24 protein-coding genes are annotated in these 21535 nt (G+C 63.3%); 12 read left to right on the top strand and 12 right to left on the bottom strand.

Annotated elements, in window-relative coordinates; translation table 11 throughout:
• Window positions 1-5: 5 nt before the first annotated feature.
• Window positions 6-2084, top strand: coding sequence for a phenylacetic acid degradation bifunctional protein PaaZ (paaZ, locus tag V1280_RS45955; RefSeq protein ID WP_334537931.1), 2079 nt, complete (start codon window positions 6-8; stop codon window positions 2082-2084).
• A gap of 48 nt (window positions 2085-2132) precedes the next feature.
• Here the strand turns inward: paaZ and V1280_RS45950 are convergent, their stop codons facing one another.
• The 8 genes from V1280_RS45950 to V1280_RS45915 form a co-directional block, all read right to left on the bottom strand.
• Window positions 2133-2792, bottom strand: a complete 660-nt coding sequence (locus V1280_RS45950) for a TetR/AcrR family transcriptional regulator (RefSeq protein ID WP_334537929.1) — start codon at window positions 2790-2792, stop codon at window positions 2133-2135.
• Window positions 2793-2909: 117 nt separating this feature from the next.
• Complete coding sequence (locus V1280_RS45945) at window positions 2910-3062, bottom strand: hypothetical protein (protein WP_334537927.1); 153 nt, start codon at window positions 3060-3062, stop codon at window positions 2910-2912.
• Complete coding sequence (locus tag V1280_RS45940; protein ID WP_334537925.1) at window positions 3059-3637, bottom strand: histidine phosphatase family protein; 579 nt, start codon at window positions 3635-3637, stop codon at window positions 3059-3061. The genes V1280_RS45945 and V1280_RS45940 overlap by 4 nt, the downstream gene beginning before the upstream one ends.
• Window positions 3638-3700: 63 nt before the next feature.
• Complete coding sequence (locus tag V1280_RS45935) at window positions 3701-4780, bottom strand: ABC transporter ATP-binding protein (RefSeq protein ID WP_334537923.1); 1080 nt, start codon at window positions 4778-4780, stop codon at window positions 3701-3703.
• A gap of 9 nt (window positions 4781-4789) precedes the next feature.
• Window positions 4790-5623 carry a carbohydrate ABC transporter permease gene (locus V1280_RS45930; RefSeq protein ID WP_334537922.1) on the bottom strand — a complete coding sequence of 278 codons (834 nt, stop codon included), beginning with the start codon at window positions 5621-5623 and terminating at the stop codon, window positions 4790-4792.
• Window positions 5624-5632: 9 nt separating this feature from the next.
• The gene (locus V1280_RS45925) at window positions 5633-6583 is read right to left on the bottom strand and encodes a carbohydrate ABC transporter permease (protein ID WP_148771595.1); all 951 of its coding nucleotides are present in this window, start codon (window positions 6581-6583) and stop codon (window positions 5633-5635) included.
• Window positions 6584-6723: 140 nt separating this feature from the next.
• Window positions 6724-7986 carry an ABC transporter substrate-binding protein gene (locus tag V1280_RS45920; protein WP_334537920.1) on the bottom strand — a complete coding sequence of 421 codons (1263 nt, stop codon included), beginning with the start codon at window positions 7984-7986 and terminating at the stop codon, window positions 6724-6726.
• Window position 7987: 1 nt separating this feature from the next.
• The gene (locus tag V1280_RS45915; RefSeq protein WP_334537918.1) at window positions 7988-8944 is read right to left on the bottom strand and encodes an N-acetylmuramic acid 6-phosphate etherase; all 957 of its coding nucleotides are present in this window, start codon (window positions 8942-8944) and stop codon (window positions 7988-7990) included.
• Window positions 8945-9025: 81 nt separating this feature from the next.
• Here V1280_RS45915 and V1280_RS45910 point away from each other — a divergent pair, with 81 nt between their 5' ends.
• From V1280_RS45910 to V1280_RS45890, 5 genes are read left to right on the top strand one after another with little or no spacing between them, the layout of a single operon-like run.
• Entirely contained in the window at window positions 9026-9904 is an 879-nt protein-coding gene (locus V1280_RS45910) for a BadF/BadG/BcrA/BcrD ATPase family protein (protein WP_334537916.1), read from the top strand.
• The gene (locus V1280_RS45905) at window positions 9895-10650 is read left to right on the top strand and encodes a GntR family transcriptional regulator (protein WP_334537914.1); all 756 of its coding nucleotides are present in this window, start codon (window positions 9895-9897) and stop codon (window positions 10648-10650) included. Before V1280_RS45910 ends, V1280_RS45905 begins: the two co-directional genes overlap by 10 nt.
• Window positions 10647-11672: an SIS domain-containing protein gene (locus V1280_RS45900; protein ID WP_334537912.1), complete on the top strand. Its 1026-nt coding sequence runs from the start codon at window positions 10647-10649 to the stop codon at window positions 11670-11672. Before V1280_RS45905 ends, V1280_RS45900 begins: the two co-directional genes overlap by 4 nt.
• A complete protein-coding gene (gene nagA / locus V1280_RS45895; RefSeq protein ID WP_334537910.1) occupies window positions 11672-12838 on the top strand; it encodes an N-acetylglucosamine-6-phosphate deacetylase in 1167 nt (388 codons plus the stop codon). Before V1280_RS45900 ends, nagA begins: the two co-directional genes overlap by 1 nt.
• Before the next feature lie 15 nt (window positions 12839-12853).
• Window positions 12854-13951: a Gfo/Idh/MocA family protein gene (locus V1280_RS45890; RefSeq protein ID WP_334537908.1), complete on the top strand. Its 1098-nt coding sequence runs from the start codon at window positions 12854-12856 to the stop codon at window positions 13949-13951.
• Window positions 13952-14026: 75 nt separating this feature from the next.
• Here the strand turns inward: V1280_RS45890 and V1280_RS45885 are convergent, their stop codons facing one another.
• The 3 genes from V1280_RS45885 to V1280_RS45875 are packed head-to-tail and all read right to left on the bottom strand — an operon-like array spanning window position 14027 to window position 16051.
• Window positions 14027-14803: a cyclase family protein gene (locus tag V1280_RS45885; RefSeq protein WP_334537906.1), complete on the bottom strand. Its 777-nt coding sequence runs from the start codon at window positions 14801-14803 to the stop codon at window positions 14027-14029.
• A gap of 37 nt (window positions 14804-14840) precedes the next feature.
• Window positions 14841-15827, bottom strand: coding sequence for a fumarylacetoacetate hydrolase family protein (locus V1280_RS45880; protein WP_334537904.1), 987 nt, complete (start codon window positions 15825-15827; stop codon window positions 14841-14843).
• Window positions 15824-16051, bottom strand: a complete 228-nt coding sequence (locus tag V1280_RS45875; protein WP_334537902.1) for a hypothetical protein — start codon at window positions 16049-16051, stop codon at window positions 15824-15826. The genes V1280_RS45880 and V1280_RS45875 overlap by 4 nt, the downstream gene beginning before the upstream one ends.
• On the opposite strand from V1280_RS45875, the gene V1280_RS45870 reads away from it, so the two are divergent.
• Genes V1280_RS45870 through V1280_RS45850 form a run of 5 tightly spaced genes read left to right on the top strand, consistent with a single transcriptional unit; the run spans window position 16050 to window position 19903 of the window.
• Window positions 16050-16862 (top strand): ABC transporter substrate-binding protein, encoded by an 813-nt coding sequence (locus V1280_RS45870; RefSeq protein ID WP_334537901.1) that lies wholly within the window; start codon window positions 16050-16052, stop codon window positions 16860-16862. The genes V1280_RS45875 and V1280_RS45870 overlap by 2 nt on opposite strands.
• An 11-nt stretch (window positions 16863-16873) precedes the next feature.
• Window positions 16874-17578: a GntR family transcriptional regulator gene (locus V1280_RS45865; RefSeq protein WP_334537900.1), complete on the top strand. Its 705-nt coding sequence runs from the start codon at window positions 16874-16876 to the stop codon at window positions 17576-17578.
• Window positions 17575-18381 carry an ABC transporter ATP-binding protein gene (locus tag V1280_RS45860; RefSeq protein WP_334537898.1) on the top strand — a complete coding sequence of 269 codons (807 nt, stop codon included), beginning with the start codon at window positions 17575-17577 and terminating at the stop codon, window positions 18379-18381. The genes V1280_RS45865 and V1280_RS45860 overlap by 4 nt, the downstream gene beginning before the upstream one ends.
• Window positions 18378-19142 (top strand): ABC transporter permease, encoded by a 765-nt coding sequence (locus tag V1280_RS45855; protein WP_334537896.1) that lies wholly within the window; start codon window positions 18378-18380, stop codon window positions 19140-19142. Before V1280_RS45860 ends, V1280_RS45855 begins: the two co-directional genes overlap by 4 nt.
• A complete protein-coding gene (locus V1280_RS45850) occupies window positions 19139-19903 on the top strand; it encodes an ABC transporter permease (RefSeq protein ID WP_334537894.1) in 765 nt (254 codons plus the stop codon). Before V1280_RS45855 ends, V1280_RS45850 begins: the two co-directional genes overlap by 4 nt.
• Window positions 19904-19973: 70 nt before the next feature.
• Here V1280_RS45850 and V1280_RS45845 read toward each other — a convergent pair whose 3' ends face one another.
• Entirely contained in the window at window positions 19974-20972 is a 999-nt protein-coding gene (locus tag V1280_RS45845; RefSeq protein ID WP_334537891.1) for a LysR family transcriptional regulator, read from the bottom strand.
• Between the two features lie 185 nt (window positions 20973-21157).
• Here V1280_RS45845 and V1280_RS45840 point away from each other — a divergent pair, with 185 nt between their 5' ends.
• Window positions 21158-21532, top strand: coding sequence for a hypothetical protein (locus tag V1280_RS45840; RefSeq protein WP_334537889.1), 375 nt, complete (start codon window positions 21158-21160; stop codon window positions 21530-21532).
• The last annotated feature ends 3 nt before the right edge of the window (window positions 21533-21535 follow it).

Here is a 21535-nt window from a genome sequence, read left to right as displayed (position 1 = left end):
TTTCGATGACTGAACTGCGAACGAACCGCGCGCTGCCGGGCGAATCGACCGAGGACGTCGTGAGGCTTGCAAGCTTCATCCGCGGAGACTGGTCGGCCGGCCAGAATTCGACGGACGTGCTCAGCGCCGTCACCGGCGACGTCGTGGCGATCGCAACCGGCGGCGGTTTCGACATGCGCGAGATGCTCGCTTACGGGCGTTCGGTCGGCGGTCGCAATCTGCGACGGCTGACCTTCCATCAGCGTGCCGCCATGCTGAAGAAGCTTGCCGAGCACCTCAACGAACGCAAGGAGCCGCTCTACAAGCTTTCGTTCCAGACCGGCGCCACGCGCACCGACGCCATGATCGACGTCGACGGTGGTATCGGCACGTTGTTCGCCTATGCCAGCAAGGGGCGACGCGAACTTCCAAATTCGACGTTCCTGCTGGACGGCGAGATCGAAGGGCTGTCCAAGGGCGGGACCTTCGCCGGACAGCACATCGTGATGCCGCTGCGCGGCGTGGCGGTCCATATCAATGCATTCAACTTTCCCTGCTGGGGCATGCTCGAGAAGCTGGCCCCTGCCCTGCTCGCCGGCGTTCCCGTGGTCACCAAGCCCGCGACGGTCACGTCCTATGTCGCGCATGAGCTGGTGCGGACGATCATCGCGTCCGGCATCCTGCCCGAAGGCGCGCTCCAGTTCGTCGTCGGCACGACCGGCGACCTGTTCGACCATTTGACCTGCCAGGACGTGGTGTCCTTTACGGGGTCGGCCGATACGTCGCAGAGGCTGCAACGGCATCCGGTGATCTCGCGTGAGGCCGTCCGCTTTATCGCGGAGCGGGATTCGCTCAACGCCGCCATTCTCGCGCCCGATGCGACGCCTGGAAGCCCCGAGTTCGACCTGTTCGTCAAGGAAGTGGCGAAGGAGATGACGGTGAAGGCGGGGCAGAAATGCACGGCCATCCGCCGCGCGCTTGCGCCTGCGGCACACATCGACGCGGTCGTGGCGGCGCTGCGCGAACGTCTTTCGAAGGTGACGGTCGGCAATCCCGAGCTCGATTCGGTCAGGATGGGACCACTCGTCGGGCTCGCTCAGAGAAGCGACGTGCTGGCCAACCTGAACAAGCTCCGCGCCGAGGCGGAGATCGTCGCAGGAGACATCGACGATTTCCAGCCTATCCAGGCCGACGCCTCACGAGGGGCATTCCTTCCCCCGATTCTGCTGCATTGTCCCAATCCGCGAGACGCAGCCCGCGTTCACGAGATAGAGGCGTTCGGCCCCATCTGCACGGTCATGGGGTACGACGGTCTGGACGATGCCGTTGCGCTCGCCAACCGCGGCGGCGGCAGTCTCGTCGCCTCCGTTTACACGCACGACACGGCGACTGCCGCCGAGCTCACCTTCGGCATCGGGAGCTTTCACGGACGCATGGTCTTCATCGACCGCGACTGCGCCAAGGAACAGACGGGCCACGGTTCGCCCCTGCCGCAAATGGTCCATGGTGGCCCTGGCCGGGCCGGCGGCGGCGAGGAGCTGGGCGGCGTCCGCAGCCTGCATCACTACATGCAGCGTTCCGCTCTACAGGGCTCGCCCGCGATGCTCGCCAGCGTCACCGGGCGATGGTCGAAGGGCGCTCCCATCCTCGATGGAGACCTGCATCCTTTTCGCTATCACTTCGAGGATCTCGACATCGGCCGTACCTTCGTCTCGAAGGAACGCACGATTACGCTCGACGACATCGAACATTTCGCGCACTTCACCGGCGACACCTTCTATGCCCACATGGACGAGGAAGCGACCAAGGGGCACCCCTTCTTTCCGGGCCGCGTCGCGCACGGCTATCTTCTGCTGTCGTTCGCGGCCGGCCTGTTCGTCGATCCCGAATACGGGCCGGTGCTGGCCAATTACGGCCTCGACTCCCTGCGCTTCCTGAAGCCGGTCCAACCCGGAGAGGCAATCAAGGTCAGGTTGACCGCAAAGGAGAAGGCGCCGCGCAACAAGCAATATGGCGAGGTCCGCTGGGACGTCGAAATCACGACAAGCACGGGTGAAACCGCCGCCACCTATGAGCTGCTGACGATGAATGCCATGCGGAGCTAGGAGCCGGGACAGGCCGGCACCGAGGTTGTGAAGGGAAGAGCGGCTAAACTAAAGCAGCTCTTTCTGCCGACCCTTGCTTGCCGGCTTCGACTTGCCGTTCGATCGCGTGAGCGTCGCAGCCGCGTCAGCCGCCCCGGACAGGACGAGGCGCGTGACGAACTCTGCATATTCCGCCCGCGTCATCGCACCACCTTCGCGGAACCAGAGATAGTGCCAGTTCAGCATCCCGAAGACCGTCATGGTCAACGGCTTCAGGACACGCTTGTGGTTCACGCTTGGGCGCGCTGCGGCCAGCGCATCGGCGAGGATATCGACGAGTATCCTCTCCTTCGCCAATAGAGGTTGCTGCTTCTCCTTCGGCAGAAGTTTGAGGCTGGCGATCTGCACCTGATGCTCGGCATCGGCATGCCGATATTGCTCGAGAAAAGTCGAAATGATCGTCTTCAACCGCGCCTGGGGATTGGCCGTCTCCTCGTCGGCCTTCTCGACGGCCGCAACCAGCTTTTCGAGATGGGCGGAGAGGATGTCGAAAAGAAGCGCCTCCTTGTCCTGATAGTAATGATAGAGCAGCGCCTTCGAAACGTTGCAGCCGTCCGCAATCGTGTTCATGGACGTACCGACATAGCCAGATTCCGCGAACAGTTGAGCCGAACGGTGCAGAATGAGGAGACGCTTGTCGTCGTAATCCTTCGCGCGGGAGCGGGCCATATATCCTGTTCCGTTCTCTGCCAATCGGCACTTGATCGTTCTCTGGAGTAGATCAATAGATGTGATTTTACAAATCGCACAGGAGGTAAATTCGCCTCCCAGGGCCGCCTAAACCGACTATTGACCGACCAGACGGTCGATATTAGACGGGCCGTCGACCTCGAGCCAACCGTCGCCGCCGATGCCGGCAAGCAGATGCGCCGAGGCAAGCAGCACGATGCCACGGCCCCCGACCGCGCCCGAGCCCAATTGCTCTTCTGCGAAAATCACAGCTCCTCGAGGCGACGCCAGCCATGCAGCACGCGACGTCCTTGCGAGGTGAAGGCGAAGAAGCAACCGCCGCCAGCGGGCTGGTCGTGGGCGCGATCAATCCCCAAACCGGAGTAACGGCAGTACAAGAGAGTACCAACGCCACCGTGGCCGACAAGAAGCACGTCGCCCGGCGTGTTGCGGCTCAGCACATGCTCGACCTCGCGGACAATGCGCAGCTGGGCGTCGATCGCTCGTTCCCAGCCACGAATGCTGGTGTGGGGATGCCCGAAGAACTGATTGGCCATCACCTCGAACTCGTCGGGGACGAGGAAGCCTGTGGCCGATCGGTCGTTCTCGTGCATCGCTTCGCGCACCTCCACGTCGACCCCCATCTTTGCAGCAATGATCTCAGCAGTCTCGATCGCCTTTCGCTCTCCGCTGGAGATGACCTGCGTGGTACCCGACAGCAGCCCCGTGGCCGTCACGGCTTCCGTACGCGCTTTGCCGACCTCACTCAGGCCCCAGCGCGGAACGGGAACCGACGGATCGATATTCACCTGAGGATGGGTCAGATAGCGTACGACATTCGTCATGACTGAACGATCCCGCCCTCACAGCTGCTTGCAGTCGGCATCGCATCGCCTCCGTCAACGGGTTTATGTCGCAACGCGCAGGCCTGAGGCGTCGAAGACGTGGACATCAGGATTCGCGGCAACGAGTGTCACCGTCTCGCCGGGCGCCGGCGTCTGGCGGCCGCGGACCTCCGCTACGAACATCCTGCCGTCGACGCGGCGCAGATAGGCGAACGAGGCCTCGCCAAGCCGTTCGACCAGCTCGACGATACCTTCGGCCAGGAAGGGACCGGCCCCGCCCTGAACAAGATGCTCCGGACGGACACCGACAGTCAGCGCGTCGCCGACTTTCAGCGATGCCGCCGGTATATCGAAGTTGCGAAACGCGGTGCCGGCCACGCGCGCGCGTCCGCCCTCGATGCCTCCGACCTCTGCCTCGAAGAAATTCATCGCAGGCGAGCCGATGAAGCCGGCAACGAACAGATTGGCGGGTTCATAATAGAGGTCGAGTGGTTTTCCGACCTGCTCGATGCAGCCCTTGTTCATCACGACGATGCGGTCGGCAAGCGTCATCGCTTCGACCTGATCGTGCGTGACATAGACGATCGTCGATTTCAGCAGCCTGTGCAAATTCGCGATCTCAACGCGGGTCGAGACACGCAAGGCTGCATCGAGATTGGAGAGCGGCTCGTCGAACAGGAAAACAGCGGGCTCACGCACGATCGCTCGGCCGATCGCGACACGCTGACGCTGACCGCCGGAGAGATCGCGCGGATAGCGCTCGAGCAGCTCCTCAAGACGTAGCATGCGAGCCGCTTTCGCGACGCGCCGCTCGCGCTCGGTCGGTGGCACGCCAGTGAACTTCAATCCGAACGTCATGTTCTTGCGCACATTCATGTGCGGATAGAGTGCGTAGGACTGGAACACCATCGCGATGCCGCGTTCGGCGGGCGCGAGCGTATTGACAAGCTTGTCAGCGATATGGATGTCCCCACCCGATGCACCATCGAGCCCGGCAATCATCCGCAGCAGCGTCGACTTGCCGCAGCCTGAAGGGCCAACGAGAACGACGAATTCGCCGTCCCCGATGCTCAGGTTGACGTCGTTGAGCACCGTCGTCGCGCCATAACGCTTGTTGAGGTGCTCGATGCGCAGATTGGCCATTCTGAGAACCTATTTGACTGCGCCGGAGGTGAGGCCTGCGATGAGCTGGCGCGAGAGGATGACGTAGATCATGACGACCGGCAGGATCGCCATCGACAGTGCGGCGAGCACGGAATTCCAGTCGGTGATGTACTGGCCGAGAAACTGCTGCACGCCGAGCGTCACCGTATGGGTCGAATCGCTCGAGGTCAGGATCAATGGAAACCAAAGGTCGTTCCAGATCGGCACGATGGTGAAGACAGCGACCGTTGCGATGGCCGGCCGCAGCAGCGGGGCAACCACTTCGAAGAAGATGCGAGTTTCCGGCACACCGTCGCAGCGCGCGGCATCGCGCAAGTCCTTGGGAATCTGCTGGATGAATTCGCTCAATATGAAGATCGACATCGGCAGGCCCTGCGCGACATAGACCAGGACCAAGGCCGTCAGCGTGTCGTTAAGGCCAGCGGACCGCATCATGTTCAGGATTGCGACGGAGCCAAGCCGGATCGGCACCATGATGCCGATCGAGAGGAACAGCGCCAGCGCCGTCGAACCGCGGAAGCGATATTCGGTAAGCGCCCAAGCCGCCATCGCCCCGAACAGCAGGACGAGCGCCATGCTGACGAGGGTCACTATCAGCGAATTCGAATAGTACGTGAGGATATGCGAGGAGCGAAACACCTTCTCATAGCCGACCAGGCTGAAGGTTGATGCGTCCGGCGGTGCGAGCGGGCTACCGAAGATGGCGCTGCGCACCTTGAACGAATTCATCACGACGAGCAGGATTGGACCTACCGCCAGAAGGCTGTAGGCAATCAGGACGAGATGAACGCCGATGCTCCTTGCGCGCTGGTTCGTCGTCATGCCTCCCCCTCAGAAAGCGTAACGGCGGATGCGCCGTTGCACGAGGAAGAGATAGAGGCAGAGGCCGAGAAGGATGATGAAAAACATCACGGTCGCGACCGCGGCGCCCATTGTCGGATTGCCGAGCTGGAGCTGATTCCCGAAGAAAGTGCGGTAGAAAAACGTACCGAGGATGTCGGTGGTGAAATTCGGCCCCGCAAGTGCGCCCTTGACCGAGTAGATCAGATCGAAAGCGTTGAAGTTGGCGACGAAGGTCAAGACCGAGACCAGGCTGATCGTCGGCAGGACGAGCGGAAGCTTGATGTGGAAGAAGATGCGGAACTGTCCGAGCCCATCGACGCGTGCCGCGTCGATCAACTCTTCGGGGATGTTGAGCAGCGCGGCGTAGATTAACATCATCGGGATGCCGACGAATTGCCAGACAGACATCAGGGACAGGGTGACGAGTGCGCTCGATTCGAGCCCCAGCCAGGGAGCAAATAGTGAGCCCAATCCGACGGCTTTCAAAGCGCCTGCGGCTACGCCCCAGAGCGGCGAAAGAATCAGGTTCCAGGAGAAGCCGACAATGACAACCGACAGCATTGTCGGGAGAAACATCACGGTTCGATAAAAGCCCTTAAGCCTCACGCCCGGCAGGCTGAGCAATCCTGCGAGCGCAATACCGATCGGATTCTGCACGCACATGTGCACGGCGAAGAATATCAGATTGTTTCCGAGGGCATTCCAGAATGGCTTTGACCAAAGAGCATCTCCGAGCAGCGTTTCGAAATTGGCGAGGCCGACGAAAGATCGGGCTCCGGACGGATCGCTCGTGTAGGTGGAGAGCGCCATCGTCGCGACGAGCGGATAGATCGAAAACAGGGAATAGATCGCCACCGCAGGCCCGAGAAAGAACAACAGAAGGCCCGCGAGTTTTGCGCGAGGCATCTGGACGGTGATGTTCGAGAGCGGTTCAGGCATGACGGGAAGAGAGCACCTACCGTAAGTTATCGTCGCCGTCCGCTTGCGGCTCGTGCCATCTCTTGGCGGAGCGTGCAGGCAACTGTCGACCAGGGAGGGACAGCCCCTCTCCCCGCGAAAGCGGAGAGAGGGGACCTACATCACTTGGCGGGCTTGTACCACTTGTCGAGACCATCCTGGAGCTGCTTGCCGGCGGCCTCGGGCGTCAGCTTGCCATTGACCACCTGCGCGGACACGTTCCAGAGCTCGTTTTCGAGATTCGGCGTACCTCGCGACAGTATCTGATACGAATTGCGGATCGTCGACTTGCAGGTCTGCCGCCATCCGACCATCGCCGCAGCGACATCGTCTTCGACCTTCACCGGAGTCTTTGAAAGGGAGAAGAAGCCGGGAAGCGCGTTGGCGTAGATCGTTGCGAATTCCGGAGTCGTCAGCCATTCCAGGAACTTCTTGGCGTCCTCCTTGTTCTTCGAGGCTGCGTTGACGCCCATCGCGATGTCGGTGTGATCTGAGATATAGCAATCCGTCGTGCCGGCCGGCTGCGGCGGCGGGAATGCACCCATGGCGAATTTCGCCTGGCCCCGGAACGTCGAGATGTCCCACGAGCCAGCCGCATAGATCGCGCCCTTGCCGAGCGAGAACAGGTTCTGACTGTCGGCGTAGGTCTGCGCCTGGAAGCCCGATCCGAGATACGGCGCCCAGCTTGCGATCTCCTTGAAGGGCGCGACGTATTGCGGGTCGGTGAGCTTCTCCTTGCCAGCAATCAAATTGGTCCGACCCGCCTCGCCCTTCCAATAGTCGGGTCCGATGTTCTGGAAGCCCATGGTTGCGGCCTCCCATTGGTCAGCCGTGCCCATCACCAGCGGGACATAGGTCCCGTCCTTCTTCAGCTTCTCGAGTACGGCGTGGAATTCGTCGAGCGTCTTCGGCTCGGATACGCCGACCTTTGCGAAGGCCTCCTTGTTGTAGATGAACCCGGCGATAACGGATGCGATCGGAACACAGAAAGTGGTTTTGCCATCGTCGGTTTGCCATGCAGCCTTTGCGACATCGGAGAAATTGTCCATGCCCTTGATGCCGTCGACGCTATCGAGCTGATGTTTCTGATAGAGCGCGAGCGAGGCGTCGAACGGACGGCAAGTAATAAGGTCGCCGGCGGTACCGCCATCGAGCCGCGCGTTGAGGGCGGCATTGTATTCCTTGGGCGCCGAGGGCGCGAATTCGATCTTGATGTCGGGATAGTGCTTGTTGAAGGCGGGAATGATTTTGGAGTTCCAGATGTCGGCGTCGTCATTGCGCCAGCTCTCGATCTTCAATGAGCCTGCCTGGGCCGACGCCAGCCCCGCGAGCAATGCCAACGCGGCAGCCTCAGCTCCCAATGCGGCCTTGAATGTCCGTCTCATGCTACGCTCCCTTGTTCGGGCCTCCGCCCTTGATTCCGTTGACCCCTGCGCGGCGCAACGCGTCGTCGATGCGGCCTTCCGCAGCAGCGAGCCAGTTGACGGCTTCGCTCATGCTGGCGATGCCGCAGGCAATCAGCACCGCTGGCTTGACATCGCCGCCGGCCTCACGCAACGCCGCCGCCGCTTTGGCATCGCTGACACTTGCGATCGCTGCGACGATTCCGCGCGCCCGCTCGCGCAACTTCGCGTTATCGGCCTTCAGATTGACCATCAGCCCCTGGTGGATGTGACCGAGCTCGAGTCCCATCAATGATGAGAGCATGCCGAGCGCGGCCTTTTGCGCCGCTCCGGCCGCGAGCCGCGTCGAACCCCGCAGCGCCTCGTCCCCGCTTTCGAGCAGGATTGACGCGTCGGCGCCAATGAGCAACGGCGAGGCCGGATGGTGCGCGATGCCGACCACGAAGGCGCCGCGGCGACGCGCCTCTGCGGCCGCAGCGACGGTGAACGGCGTCGAGCCGCTCGCCGATACAGCAATCACGGCGTCGCGGGAGAGATCGCCAAGCTCGGTCATGGACCGCTCACCGGCTGCAGCATCGTCCTCCGCCGCACTGTCGATGCGAAATGGCTCGGCGGTCCCGCCGGGCAAGACGATCGCGATGCGGCTCTGGTCAAGGCCGAACGTACCGGGAAGCTCGGCAGCATCTTCGGCTGCCGCAAGGCCGGAAGACCCCGCACCGGCATAGATCAGACGCCCGCCGGCTCGCCAAACGGCGGCGAGCCGAAGTGCCGCCGTGCGGATGTCCCTGGAGACAGTCGCGACCGAAGCAATCGCTCGGCGGTAGGAGGCGAGCATTGCGTCCGCAAACATCGCCTCATCGGTCGTCACGACGTCGGTGGTGCCGCCGCACCTCTCTCCGCCCGTCTCCAAGCTCGGCAACACCGACATCGTGAATACCAATGGTAGATACCTCTTGTATTCGTTTTATCCACGTGACATACCACTTGTCTAGAGGCGTTAAGAATATTTTTAGGAGGCCCCTTGGCGACAGCCCGGTTCTTTCTCGGAGTAGACGGCGGCGCCACCCGCTGCCGTGCGAGACTGCGGGACTCGTCTGGCCGCGAGCTCGGGCGTGGCCTCGGGCCGGCTTCGAACATCTATCTCGACTTCGACGAGGCGATGCGGGTCGTGCGCGAAACCATCGAATCCGCGCTCAGTGCCGGCGCGTCACGGCAGGAGATCGCCGTCGGCCTGAGCCTTGCCGGGCTTTCGGACGACAATGAAGCGGAGCGTGTCTCCGCCGCCCTGCCCGGCTTCGCGCGTATCGTCGCCGTCAATGATGCTGTCGCCGCCTGCGTGGGAGCCAACGGGGTCGGCGACGGTGGCCTGATCATCGCGGGCACGGGCTCGGCGGGCATCGCTCGCGTGAGAGCGCGAACGACCATCATCGGCGGACGCGGCTTCTGGCTGGGCGACGACGGATCCGCCGCACGCCTCGGCGAATCGGCGTTGCGCGCGACGCTGCGTGCGATCGACGGCCTCGAGCCGATGAGCGGACTCGCCCAGGCGCTCGGGCGACATTTCGACGATGATCCGTTGCGAATGAGCCGCTGGGCAGCGGAGGCCAGACCCAGAGACTACGGCTCCTTCGCGCCCCAAATCCTGGCTGTCGCGAGGTCCGGAGATATGCGCGCGCGCGAAATCGTCGGGGAAGCGGCCAGCGCGATCACGGCGCTCGCGAACGCGCTGAACGCGCTCGGCGCCGAGCGCATTGCGCTCGCGGGCGGCTTCGGCGAGCCCTTGCGCCCCTTCCTGCCGCCTGATGTGGCCAAGCGCCTCGCCCAGCCCCGGCGCGACGCGGTCGACGGCGCGATCCTTCTCGCCGGCGGAACGCTCGCGGAGGACGCGGCATGTCCATGACGGTCGAAACGGCGCCGGGCCAAAAGCTCTATCGTGCCGTGGTCGACGCGCTTCGGCGCGAGATCGAGACCGGACGCTTCGTGGAGACGCAACTGCTTCCGGCGGAGCGCGTGTTGTGCGAGCTGCTCGACATATCGCGCACCACGCTGCGAAAGGCGATCGCTGATCTGATTGCCGAAGGCGTGCTGTTTCACCGCCACGGCGCGGGCACCTTCATCCATCGCGCAACGCCGCGCGTCGAACAGCCCTCGTCGCGTCTGACGAGTTTCACGGAAGACATGCGGCTGCGCGGATTGGAGGCGAGCTCGCGCGAACTCGAACGCGGCGTATTCCTGCCGACGCCGGAAGAGGCGATGATGCTTGGCGTACGACCGAACGACCGCGTGTTCCGGCTCGGACGCCTGCGCCTTGCCGACGGTTCGCCCATGGCAATCGAACGCGCCGCCGTGCCGATACGCTTTCTTCCTGAACAGGATTCGGTCGGCGCCTCGCTCTACGAGGGGCTCTCCGCAAGGGGCTTCAAGCCAACCCGGGGCCTGCAGCGCTTGCGTGCGACCCTCCTCGATCATACCGATGCTGAACTGCTCGGGGTCGCGCCAGACAGCCCGGCGCTCTACATCCAGCGCATCGCCTACCTCGCCGACGGAGCCTGCGTGGAGTTCACGAAATCCTGGTACCGTGCCGACGCCTATGATTTCGTCTCCGAACTCACGCTGTCGCCCCCGGCCCGAAAGACGCACCGATGACGACACAGATGCTTCAGGAGATCGGCGAGGCAGGCGACGCGGCTGCGCGCCAGCTCGGTCAAAATGCCGAGCGGCTCGCTGAACTCGGAGCGCGTCTGCGTGCCCTCGACCCGCCGCTCGTCGCAACTATCGGCCGTGGTTCGTCGGATTGCTGCGCGCTCTATCTGAAATATCTCGTCGAGATTCTTTCGGGGGTGCCTTGTGCCTCCATCGGTCCCTCGATTGCGACGCTTTATCGGACGCCGATGCGGCTCGAAGGGAGCGTTTCCGTCGCGATCTCGCAATCGGGGCGGAGCCCGGACATCGTGGAAATGCAGCGTGCCGCACGAGACGGCGGTGCGCTCGCTCTCGCATTGGTCAACGACGTGGCCTCGCCACTCGCGCAAGAGGCCGAAATCCTGCTGCCGCTCTGCGCCGGCACGGAACGTTCCGTCGCCGCGACCAAATCGATGATCGCTGGCCTCGTCGCGGGGGCGAGCCTCGTCGCGGCCTGGCGCGAGGATCGGCAGCTCGCAGACGCCCTCGCCGGCCTGCCGGACGTCCTGCGCGCCCAAGCAGCGCCGCCGCCCGCGACGATACTGGAGAGACTTGCAAATGCCCGCAGCGCTTTCGTGCTCGGCCGCGGCGCGACACTTGCGATCGCCGCGGAAGCGGCACTCAAACTCAAGGAAACCTGCGCGATTCACGCCGAGGCCTACTCCGCGGCCGAGGTGCTGCACGGCCCGGCCGAACTTGTCGCTCCGGGCTTCCCCGTCATCGCCTTCCTGCCGTCCGACGCGGCGCGCGAAGGCATGCTGCCGACGCTCACGGCGCTGGCCGACGCCGGCGCGACGGTGATCACAATCGAAGCGGGCGGCGCCGATGAGTCGGATCGTCTCGCTACGGCACGAGTCGGGGCTCCCCTGTTGGAGCCCATCGTCATGATCCACCGCTTCTACCGGCTTGCCGAAGCGCTTGCGCTCCGGCTCGGGCGCGATCCCGACCGCCCGCGCAATCTGCGCAAGGTAACGGAGACCGTCTGATGATCGTTCTGACCGGCGCGCGGATTTTTGATGGAGAACGCTTTCTCGATGACCACGCGGTTGTCGTCGAAGGTGCGCGCATTGCCGCAGTCGTTCCCCACTCCGAGAGACCTGACGGCGCAGCGCGGGATCTCGGCGGCGGCCTGCTTGCGCCCGGCTATGTCGACGTTCAGGTCAACGGCGGCGGCGGCGTCCTGTTCAACCAGGACCCGACGCCCGATGGCATCGCCCGCATCGCGGCTGCGCACCGTAAACACGGGACCACCGGGCTGCTGCCGACGCTGGTGACCGACGCGCCGCAGGTGATGGCCGCTGCCATCGCTGCGACGCGCGAGGCGCGGCGTCTGACCCCTGCGGCACTCGGCATTCACCTGGAGGGGCCCTTCCTGGATCCGCGCCGCAAGGGTGCGCATGAACTCAGCTACATCCGCGACCTCGGGCGCGATGACGTCGCGACAATCGCCAAGGCGAATTGCGGCGCGGTCATGCTGACGCTCGCGCCCAATCGGGTCGGGACCGAGAGCATCGCCGAGCTCGCGCGGCATGGCGTGCTCGTCTCGCTGGGCCACTCCGACGCGAGCTACGAGGAGGCGCGCAGGGCCGTACAAGCAGGCGCGCGCGCGTTCACCCATTTGTTCAACGCGATGAGCGCGCCGACCGGGCGCGAGCCGGGCATGGTCGGCGCCGCGCTCGATCTCGACGATGTGTTCGTCGGCCTCATCGCCGACGGCCATCACGTCCACGAGGCGAATTTGCGCAACGCGCTTGCCGCCAAGCGGCACGATCGTTTCATGCTGGTTACCGACGCGATGCCCCCGGCGGCCGGTGGCCCCGATCATTTCGATCTTCAGGGCCGCCACGTGACGAGTGCAGACGGTTGCCTGCGGCTCGACGACGGGACGCTCGCTGGCTCGATTCTAACCATGGATGAGGCGGTGCGCTATGCCGTCAACGTCGTCAGGCTTCCGCTCGCCGATACCCTCGCAATGGCATCACGTGTTCCGGCGACGTTTCTCCGGCGCAATACTGAACTCGGCCGTATCGCACCAGGCTGTCTCGCGAGCCTCGTGCATCTCGACGACGAGCTGCGGGTGCTGGAAACCTGGATCGAAGGCCAGCCCCCCAACGGCTATCAGCACGATGCGGCGGCGGACAACACCTACTAAGGACGCGATCGAGCCATGTCCTCGCTCTCCATTCCGGCTCCACAAAATGTTCGCGTTCTCGTGGTTGGCCTCGGCACCATGGGAACCAGCCATGCCCGCGCCTATAGATCGGTCGAGGGTTTCGAGCTCGTCGGTCTTTGCACCTCTCGTGCGGCCGATCGCGATGATCTCGAGGTCGAGTTTCCCGCTCTTCCGCGCTTCGAAAGCTTCGACGAGGCGCTCACGAGCTTGCGTCCCGATGCCGTCGCGATCTGCACCTACACCGAGCATCACGCCGCCATGGCGTTGCAGGCTTTCGCTGCTGGCGCGCATGTTTTCTGCGAAAAGCCGCTGGCCGACACGCTGGATGCGGCGCGACAAGTCGTTAGCGCTGCACACGCGGCCGGAAAGGCGCTGCTGATCGGCTATATCCTGCGCGTACATCCCGCATGGTCACGGTTCGTCGAAATCGGCCGAACGCTCGGAAAGCCGCTCGTGATGCGCATGAATCTCAACCAACAGTCTGCGGGTTCCTTCTGGGAGGTGCACAAGAGACTCATGCGATCGACTTCACCGATCGTCGATTGCGGCGTCCATTACGTCGACATCATGTGCCAAGTGACGCGAGCGCGTCCCGTCGCGGTCCACGCGGTCGGGGCGCGACTGACGAGCGAAATCGCGCCGGCCATGTACAATTACGGCCATCTTCACATCATGTTCGACGACGGATCCGTCGGTTGGTACGAGGTCGGCTGGGGTCCAATGATGAGCGAGACCGCTCATTTCGTGAAGGACATGATCGGCCCTAACGGCAGCGTGTCGATCGTCGCGAAAGAGAGTGGCGATGCGGACGTGCGTTCGGCCGAACATGACACGCATACACGGACCAACGCGCTTCGCATCCATCACGCAGCGCGCGACACCGAAGACCGCTTTGCAAAGCCGGACGAGTTGATCTCGACCGCCGATGAACCCGACCATCAGGAGCTCTGCGAGCGCGAGCAGCGGCTGTTTCTGCGTGCGGTCCGTGGCGAGATGGACCTGTCCGAGCATCACGAGGACGCGATCAACTCGCTCCGCATCGTCTTTGCCGCCGACGAGAGCGTTCGAACTGGTGAAGTCGTACGCCTGTAGATCCACACCTATCGACCACGCCGCGCCAGGATCCGACAGAGAAATACCCATCTGTCCGGTACTTGCTTGCGACCTCTAGCCGTCAACGATGGCAACCGCCCGCGTCCAGCCCGCGGATGCCCGCTCGATCTTCACCGGGAAGCATGAGACCATGAAGCCGGTCGAGGGCAGAAGCTCGAGATTGTGCAGCTTTTCGATGTGGCAATAGCCGATGTGGCGTCCGGCCTTGTGACCCTCCCAGATCAAGCCGGCATCCCTGGTCTCCGCATATTTCTTCGCGGTGTAGACGAAGGGCGCGTCCCAGCTCCAGCCATCGATCCCGGTCAGCCGCACGCCGCGTTCCAGCAGATACATGGTCGCCTCATAACCCATGCCGCAGCCCGACGTGACGTAGTCCTGCCGACCATATTTGGCGCCGGCGCTGGTATTGACGACGACGATCTCGAGCGGCGACAGCGTATGCCCGATCCGCTTCAGCTCGGCCTCGACATCCCCGGCAGTCGCCACATATCCGTCCGGAAGATGGCGGAAATCGAGCTTCACACCGGGCTGAAAGCACCATTCCAGCGGCACCTCATCGATGGTCCACGAGCGCTCGCCGCGGTTCATCGTGGGATGGAAGTGCCAGGGGGCATCAAGATGAGTGCCGTTATGGGTGGAAAGATTGACCATCTCCACCGCCCAGCCCTGGCCGTCGGGCAGATCCTCCGCCTTCAGCCCATCGAAAAACTGGAGCATGCGCGGCAAGCCTTGTAGATGATCGATGTACTGAATGGTCGGATGATTGCCCGGCGGATCGGCCGGCACGTCGTTTTGCAGCGGTACGGAGATATCGATGAGTCTGCGCGCCATGGTGTTTCCTCGTTGCCTGTTCTTGTCCGTCGAGAGCTCAGGCGTCCTGCCGTTCGACCCTGTTTTTCAAGATCCCGATTTTTTCGACTTCGAGCTCGACCGTATCGCCATGTTCGAGAAACCAGCCGAGCTCGAGTCCGCAGCCATTGCCCACCGTGCCCGACCCGATGAATTCACCCGGCATCAGCGTCTCGTCCTGCGTGACATGGGCGATGATCTCCTCGAACGAGAACAGCATCCCGTCCGAGACGCCGGTTGAGCGGGTCTCGCCGTTGACACGCGCCTCCATCTTCAACTTGTAGGGATCGCCGATCTCATCCGGCGTCACGATCCACGGCCCCATCACATTGCCGCCGTCAAAGCTCTTGCCCTTGGCGGGGCCGAGTCGCCCTTCCATCTCGATGCGCTGCGCGTCGCGCGCCGAGAAATCGTTGAAGATGGTATAGCCGAAGATGTGATCCTTCGCCTTCGCCGCAGAGATATTCGCGCCCCTGTTCCTGGTGATGATCCCGAATTCGAGCTCGTAATCCATCACCTTGCTGTAGCGCGGCCACCTGACTGTGGTGTTGGTGCCGCGGACGCTGAAACGGTTGGTAATGTAGAAGATCGGTTGCTTGCGATAGACCTCGGGCAGCTCGCCCAGCGGCTCCGCGTCGATCCGCGCCAGTTCCGCCATGTCTCCTTTGGCGCGCGCCACGAGCTTCCGCTGCCCGCGCGGCGCTTGCAGGATGTGCAGCGGAAACGACATGCCGTCGCGCATCTGCCGGGGCTCTGGCACCGGCGCGAGGATGTCCACCGAACTTGTCGCCAACGATAGCGCCGGGTCCTTGCCGTGCTTCTCGAGCAGCGCCGCCGCCTGTTCGAGCGCGCGAGGCCCGGCATCGATCAGCGCCAGCATCGATTTGAAGGCGGGATTCTGTCCATCGCGCGCCGCGGCCGCAGCGATGTCGAAGACCCGGCTGTCATTGGATTGCACGATGCCGATCTTGTCCTGACCAGCCGACCTGAATGTAGCGAGTTTCACCTTGGATACCCCTTGCTCTTGGTAAAAATATATGATCGAATAAAATATCGATAATCAAGATAAAAAAATGCGGATGGGGAGGATAGTTTGAAGAGGCAGTTGGCAAGATTGGCGATCACACTCGGAATTTCGCTTGAGATGTCTTGCGCATTGGCAGGCTCGGCGGCGGCACAAGCGAGAATCCAGATCGGCTGCACGGCCACGTCCGACTGCGCCTCCGCCATGGTCGCGGTCGACGAGGGCATCTTCAAGAAGCACGGGCTTGACGTCGAGATGACGCCAATCGCCATCAACTCGAACATCCCGGCCGCGATCCTGTCGAACTCGATCCAGATTGGCGGGCCGACCTCGACTGTCTTCCTCCAGGCGGTTGACGGCGGCCTCGATCTGGTCGGCATCGCCGGCGCGTCGGTGATGAACACGACGTCGAACAACGCCATTACGGCTTTCGTCCGAAACGGCATCACCATCAAGGAGCCCAAGGATTTCGTCGGCAAGAAAGTCGGCGCACCAGGACTGAACGCCTTCCTGCACGTGCTGTTCGTGAAGTGGCTGGTGGAGAAAGGCATCGATCCCAAGAGCGTCAAGTTCGTCGAGGTGACCTTCCCGACCATGGCCGACATCATCAAGTCCGGGGGCGTTGATGCCGTCCTCACCGCCGAGCCATTTGTCGCCCGCATGACCAATGCGGGCCTCGGCTCAGTCGGTGCGCGCTACGCGGTCGACCTCGCTCGCACCGACCCGATCATCTTCTATGCCGCCTCGCGCGAATGGGCGGAGAAGAACGCCGCGACCGTGACGAAGTTTCGCGATGCGATCGCGGAAGCGGCAGTGATCGTCAACGGTGACCGCGAGAAGGCCTCCGCTTCGATCGCAAAGTTCACCAAACAGCCGCTCGATCTCGTCAAGGCGACGCCTCCGAATCAATCCGAGCCGGGCTTGAAGCCGGAAAGCCTCGCCTGGTGGATCGACGTGATGTCGTCGCAGAAGATGCTGCAATCGAAGCTCGATACGAGCAAACTGGTGCTGAACTGAGGACCCATACGATGCCGGCTTCCGAACGCACTGTCGAACGTCCGAACGGCGAGGCCGGCACCTTGAGCGAGCGCGCTGCCACCCTCCTCGAGCAGGACATTCTCGCCGGACGTCTGGCGCCGGGGGCGCGGCTTGGCATTGTCGATCTCGTGCAGCGCTATGAGATCGGCGCCACACCGCTCCGCGAGGGATTGTCGCGCCTGATGTCGCGCGGATTGATTGTCGGCATCGGCCAGCGCGGCTTTCGCGTTGCCGAGGTCAGCCGCGAGGACCTGGCCGACATCACCTGCATGCGCGCCGCCGTCGAAAAAGAGGCGGTCCGGCTCGCCATCATCCACGGCGATGACGCCTGGGAGGCCGGCATCGTGAGCGCGCTGCATCAGATGCGCCGGCACATCGAGCGTACCGGCAACGAATTCCGCGAGGGTGCCGCCGATTTCGACCGCCTGCACAAGGGCTTTCACACTGCCCTCCTCGCGGCCTGCGGCTCGAGGCGGATGCTCGGCGCGCATTCAGACCTCTATGACCAGGCTTACCGCTACCGCCGCGTGATGATGCGCGCGATCGATAACAGTGCAGGATTTATCCGTAGCCATCAGATGCTCGCCGACCGCGTGCTGGCGCGGGACGTCCCAGGTGCACAAACGATGCTGGAGGAACACCTGCATTCGACCATCAATTTCGTCTATCCGCCCGGCAGCGAGAGTGACCGATGACCCTTCTTGCAAGACTTGACGAAGCAAAGGCGGAACGGCAGCAAAAGCCATTGATCACCTTCAACGGCGCGACGCTTCGGCTTGGCGGCAAGACCATCATCGAGAATCTCGATCTCGAGGTGCGTCCCGGCGAATTCCTCTGCATCGTCGGCGCCTCGGGTTGCGGCAAGACCACTGCGCTTCGGCTCGCGGCGGGCCTCTATCGCCCGACCGGTGGCGCCGTCACCTTCCATGGCCAGCCGATGCTCGCACCACGTCGCGAGGTCGCGATCGTGTTCCAGGACTATGGCAAGGCGCTGCTGCCCTGGCGAACCGCAGCCGGCAACATCTCGCTTGCGCTGGAGGCCTGCGGAATTCCCGCACGCGAGCGACCCGGCCGCATCGCGGAGTTGCTGCGCAAGGTTGGCCTGCCCGCCCACGCCGAGAAATATCCAGCGGAAATGTCCGGCGGCATGCAGCAGCGGTTGCAGATCGCGCGCTGTCTCGCACAGGAGCCGACCACGCTTTTGATGGACGAGCCGTTCGCCGCGCTGGATGCGATGACACGGCAAGGTCTCCAGGATGAGGTGCTATCGTTGACGGCGGCGAGCAACACGACCGTCATCTTCGTGACCCACGATCTCGACGAGGCGATCTATCTCGGCGACCGCGTCATCGGTCTCTTGCCGCATCCCGGGCGGATCGGAATCGAACTGGATGTGAACTTGCCGCGCCCTCGCGACCAGCTTGCCACGCGCGAGCACCCGGAATTCCTGCGGCTGCGCCGGCAATTGTTCGACTTCATCAAGGCGACCGAACATTGAGCCTCGAACGCACCAAACCGCTGTTGCTGCCGCTCGTGGTGCTGCTCGTCTTCGAACTCTGGGCCCGCCTCGCCCATTTGCAGAGCGACAGCCTGGCACCTCCGAGCGCAGTCCTGGCCGCTCTGGCCGCAGCACTCGCCGACCTCACGATTCTGATCGCTACCCGTGACACTTTGCTCGCGGCGTTCGCAGGGCTCTCGATCGGCAGCGTCATCGGGCTTGCGCTCGGAATAGCCTTCGGCGTTTCGAGCATGCTTGACCGGCTGATGGAAGTAACCATCGAGGCGATCCGGCCGATTCCGTCGATCGCGCTGCTGCCGATCGCACTGATCGCGCTCGGCTTCGGTTATCGCATGGAGATCGTGATTGTCGCCTTTGCCTGCGTCTGGCCGATGCTGGTCCTGAGCCGCACCGCGGTCCGCGGCGTCGAGCCGCGATTGATGGAGGTGTCACGGGCGCTGCGCCTGACGCCGGTGCAGCGGATCATCAAGATCATCATTCCAGCCGCTTTGCCGCGGATCTTCGTCGCATTCCGGCTGTCCGCCGGCATCGCACTGATCGTCGCGGTGACGGTCGAGATCGCGATCAATCCGCTTGGCCTCGGCGCCGGCATCATGCAGGCGCAGCAGGCACTGCGCGCCGACCTGATGCTCGCTTATCTCGTCTGGATCGGCATCATAGGCTACGGGCTCAACCTCGCTCTGGTCGTCGTCCAGCGCCGCATGTTCGGCCGTGCCGCAATCGCCGGAGCAGGTTCATGAGCGCCACCGCAATGATCTGGCGTATTGCGAGTTTTGCGGTCGCAGCCGGCTTTGTCGGGCTCTGGCAGCTTGTCGCCAATCTCAAGCTGATCTCACCTGTGTTTCTGCCCGGCCCCGACCGCGCCTGGACCGCACTGATGCGTGGCTTTGCGACCGGCGATCTCACAAGCAAACTCGTCGGCACGCTGGAACACATGGCCTATGGCTGGCTCGCCGCCTCGGTTGCAGGCATTGCGCTCGGCGCCCTGATCGGATCGTCTCGCCTGATGCGCATCTACATCGCGCCATCGCTGGAATTCCTGCGTCCGCTGCCGGTATCCGCGATCATTCCCGTCGCGATCGCGATGCTCGGCCTGACGCAGGGGATGGCCCTGTTCGTGATCGCCTTCGGTGCGATCTGGCCGATCATGCTTGCGACCATTCACGGGTTTGCCGCCGTCGAGCCGCGCCTCTACGAGGTCGCGCGCGCGTTGCAGATGTCGCGCCCCGCAATCGTCTTCAAGATTGCATTGCCGTCGGCCCTGCCCGACATCCTCGCCGGCATGCGGCTCAGCCTGACGGTCGCGCTCATCCTCTCCGTGGTCTGCGAGGTGCTCGCCGGGCTCGACGGCCTCGGCCACTGGGTGTTGTTGTCAGCACGCGCATTCCGCTCTGCCGATTTGTTTGCCGGCGTGATCCTGCTCGGGGCGACGGGCTACGTCACGTCGATTGCCATGTCCCTGGCCGAGCGCAGACTATTGGCGTGGCAGTCGACGCGCTAGTTGGTGTGAGGGATGCAGACGGTATGGCGGAGAGAGCTCGTGGCCGCTTGCGACAACGAGCGTTCACCATTCACAAGGTGGTGGCGGCTCCGATGATAGTACTGCGCAGCCATCGGTGGGCAGGGACATCGTCAAAGCGCCGATGCCAGCTCATCACGCTGTGCAGCGTGGGCGCTTCGAACGGCAGATCCCTGATCTCGATCGGATAGGCGCGGCGGAACTCCAGCGCCAGCTTCCGTCCGAGGATGGTGACCAGGTTTGACTGCACCAGAACCGCCCCTGCGGAGAGATAGGGCACCTCGGAAGCGACAAAACGAGCGCTCTTCCGGGCCTTCAGGAACGTATCCACGAACTCCAAATTCTCACCGCTCGAGCTGATCCCCAAATGCCGCAGCTCGGCCAGTGATGCCGTCGTCAACCGCTTCCGCAGTGCTGGATGGCCGCTGCGAAGCACGGCCACGAAGCGATCCTCGATGAGCTGCTGCGAGGCAAACCGCTCTCCGCCGAGGGCTTGCGCCGACAACGCAAGATCAAGCTCGCCGCGGTCGAGTTTGTCCCTGAGATCCAGGGTCCCGCTGGGCACTAATGACAGGCGCACGGCTGGCGCCTGTGCGCGCACCGCAGCCACGATCGGTCCCACCGCGACCACGGCGGCATAATTGTTCACCGCAATCGTGAAACGTCGGTCTGCCGTCGAGGGGTCGAAGATGTCCCCCTCGACCGCGAGCTGCAGCTCGTTGAGCGCCTTGCGAACCGGAAGCGCGAGCTGCTCGGCTCTCGGGGTCGGGCTCATTCCCGCGGGTGTGCGGATAAACAACTTGTCCTTCAACGCATGACGCAGCCGGTTGAGCGCGTGACTGACGGCTGGCTGGCTGATGGCGAGGCTGTCTGCGGCACGTATCACGCTGCGCTCGCGCAACACCGCGTCGAACACCAGGAGCAGATTGAGATCGAGGTTGCGGAGTCTCATGTGGCCTCTATGCACATTGTGAATTCGTGAATTATACCAATTCATTTGAATAATAGAGGCGCGGCGTCCAACTTCAAGCCATGTCAACGCGCTCGCCATACAGGATCGCCGCGCGGCCCGCGCGCACTGCCGCACGGGTCGCCGTCATTGCCGGGCCGAACTCCGCGCTCGTTGCGACACCGGAACAACTTGGCCGCTGGTGGTGTCTGACGCCACTCGCTCTATGGTCCACCGTTTCCGTACGCAGCACTGATCCTGATGAGATTTTGCGCGGCGTTGCCTCCGTGCTCGCACGACACGATGCGCACCGGCTGATCCTGATTGCGGAGGGTCAAGCAGCCCGTGCCGCGCTCGAACTCGTGCTGCAAGGAGCCATCGACTGTGCCGGCCTCCTTGCGATCGCCGTTTCCCGCACGGCGCTATCGTTTCGCATCGTCCCTACCGCCGCGGCCATCCGACTTGTCGTGCGCGGCGAGGATCGCGAGGACACGCCGGTCGATCTCATCAGCGAGCTGCGCGCTGCCGATATCGACACGCGGATCATCGGGTTCGCTTCGGGCGCTGCGAACGATGTACGAGCCGCGGCGAGTGCCGCCGAAACCTTCGTCCAGGAGCTGGTCGCGAATGCGACCCGCCCAATCCGCCACTATGGAGTGTAAAGC

This window comes from Bradyrhizobium sp. AZCC 2230, from assembly GCF_036924495.1.
In the GTDB taxonomy this organism is placed as follows: Bacteria; Pseudomonadota; Alphaproteobacteria; order Rhizobiales; family Xanthobacteraceae; genus Bradyrhizobium; species Bradyrhizobium rifense.
Note: the sequence above shows the minus strand (reverse complement) of the source record. Positions and strands in the feature narration are given on the sequence as shown.